This window comes from Bradyrhizobium uaiense, from assembly GCF_010811875.1.
In the GTDB taxonomy this organism is placed as follows: Bacteria; Pseudomonadota; Alphaproteobacteria; order Rhizobiales; family Xanthobacteraceae; genus Bradyrhizobium; species Bradyrhizobium uaiense.
In genome coordinates, this window is the sequence record NZ_VKHP01000461.1 from 1 (window position 1) to 2276 (window position 2276).

Consider the following 2276-nt stretch of genomic DNA (forward strand, 5'->3'; position numbering starts at 1 on the left):
CCGGTGCAGATATGCACACCGAGGCCTTCGCCCGCGCCGCGTCCGAACAGTGAAGCATCCATCGGGCCGGCGCCGCGCCGGTTCACGCCCTTCTTCTCCTTGGTCCAGAGATACACGCTCTCGACGCCGGGATCGCCCTTCACCATGCGCTCGGCATCGTCATTGGCGTGATGCGTCAGCGCCTCGATCGTGACGAAGTCGCCGGAACTGATCTCGACGCGCGGCTTCAGCGACTTGCTGAAATAACCCCAATGCACGGTGTCGGCATTGGCCGGCAAATGATGGTAGCCGCGTTGCGCCGGCTGATGCTTCTCGGCCGCCGCCGCCATCTTCGGCGTCACCAGCGAGATGCCGCCGGCAGTCATCGCCGCGGCGCCGCCCGCCGCCGCGAAGCTCGAGCGCAGGAACGAGCGGCGTTCCCGGTCGAGGGTCTTCTTGAACTGTCGATGATGCAATTCGAATTCCGGGCAATTCTTGTCGTCACCTGCGCACATCCTGAGCTCCTCCATGGATCGAGTGCGCGTGAGAGTGCATGGCACAGGGCCGCTCCGACATGACCAAGCGCGCCCAATAATTTGTAGGCGCGCTTGTGTTCGTTGCGACGCGAAAGCATGTGCAAAGGCGTGCAAGGCATCTGCGGCGGCTGCCTTCGCATTGCGGCATGGCCGGGACGGTCAAGAATTTGGGCGCATCTGATCAAGTTGCGCTGCGATCATCGCTGGCGGCTCGTGGTCGGCAGAAGGGCCATTGCACGCAGGCTGGGCAGCATGTGCTGCTGCAACACGCTTGCCGCCTCCGTGCAATCGGTGCACGCTGCCTTCACGGCTCCGTGACTTGAAGGTTGCGGAGCTCCGGCCTGGAGGGGTGATGGTCGCGACGACCTATCGGATTTCGGTCGATGCGATCCCGCGGCAAAACCGGCGGGAGGTCTGGCGCGAGGCGCTGGCCGGGCTGCTGCTCGATTGCGAATTGCCGGACGCCTGCCAATTCCAGTTCGGCGAGTTGACTGCAAAGCACTCGACGAGCGGCGGCCAGCTTGCGCTGCTGCGTTCGACCGAGCAGCAGATCGTCTGCAACGGTCATGCGGCGTCGCCGGGAATGCCGGCGCGGGTCGCCATCATCTTTCATGCCTACGGCCGTGGCAGCATCGCCTCCGGTCAACGCAGTTGCGAGTTCGCCGACAACGACATCTCGGTGTGCGACCTGCAATCGCCCTGGCGCATGACGCTGCGGGAGGATTTCGAGATCCTGCTGCTCGAACTGCCGCGTGAGCGGCTGCTCGGCCGGCTCGGGCACAATCGTCTGCGTCTGCCGGCCGTGCTCGGCGCGACGATCGCGGCCGCCGCCGTCCGTCCGGTGATGCGGACGCTGGGCGGCAATTTCGCGATCCTGGACAAGGCCGATCTCGCCACGGCCGAGGTCGCGATCACCGAGCTCGTCGCCGGCGCACTGCTCGGCGAGATACGGCTCGATGCCGAGGCGATGACGCAGGTGCAGGCCGGTCACTTGCGGCGGGTCGATGCCGCGATCGAGGCCCAGCTCGGCAATGCCAGCCTGACCATCGCCGACATCGCGCGGCAGGAAGGGCTGTCGCAACGTTACCTGCAGCGGTTGTTCGAACGGCAGAACACGACATTCTCGGCCTACGTGCGCGAGCGGCGGCTGGAACGCTGCTGCAACGACCTGATCGATCCGAACTATGCCGACCAGCGCATCGCTGAAATCAGCTACCGCTGGGGCTTCACCGATCAGGCGCATTTCAGCCGCATGTTCAGCGCGACCTACGGCACCTCGCCGCGCGACTTCCGCAAGGCCGTGCCGCGTGAAGCCGAGGCCGAGCGCACGCGCGGCCGGCCACGCCTTGCGCGCGGCACCGCAACGGTGCTGCGGCTCGCGCCAGGTCCGGTGGCGCACGAGACCATTGCGCAGCAAGAGCCGGTGCTGCCGGTTGAGCCGCCTGCGGCTGCGCCGGAGGGGCGAGGCGCGTCACACCACCATCTCAAGGTGTCGAGGGAGACCGCCCATTGGGGCTATCTCAGCCGCAGCATCCCGCCGGTCATGCGCGTGCAATCGGGCGCGCTGGTGACGATCGAGACGCTGACCCAGCACGCCTTCGATGATTACGAGCGCATGATCGAGGGCGACCCGGGCGCCGAGAGCGTGTTTCGCTGGACCGCCGAGGGCAAGTCGGTCGAGCGGCGCGGTGCAGGCCCGATGGATGGTTCGATCTTCGGCCGCGGCGCCGGCGAAGGCCTCGGTGTGCATATCTGCACCGG

General features: G+C 66.6%; 1 protein-coding gene and 1 pseudogene. One reads left to right on the top strand and one right to left on the bottom strand.

Annotated features, from left to right (window positions below; genetic code table 11):
- Window positions 1-494: pseudogene (locus tag FNJ47_RS45700) on the bottom strand (acetamidase/formamidase family protein); the annotation flags it as partial.
- Between the two features lie 373 nt (window positions 495-867).
- Here FNJ47_RS45700 and FNJ47_RS45705 point away from each other — a divergent pair.
- Window positions 868-2276, top strand: a 1409-nt coding sequence (locus tag FNJ47_RS45705; protein ID WP_163163310.1) for a helix-turn-helix domain-containing protein, incomplete at its 3' end; no start/stop codon positions are given.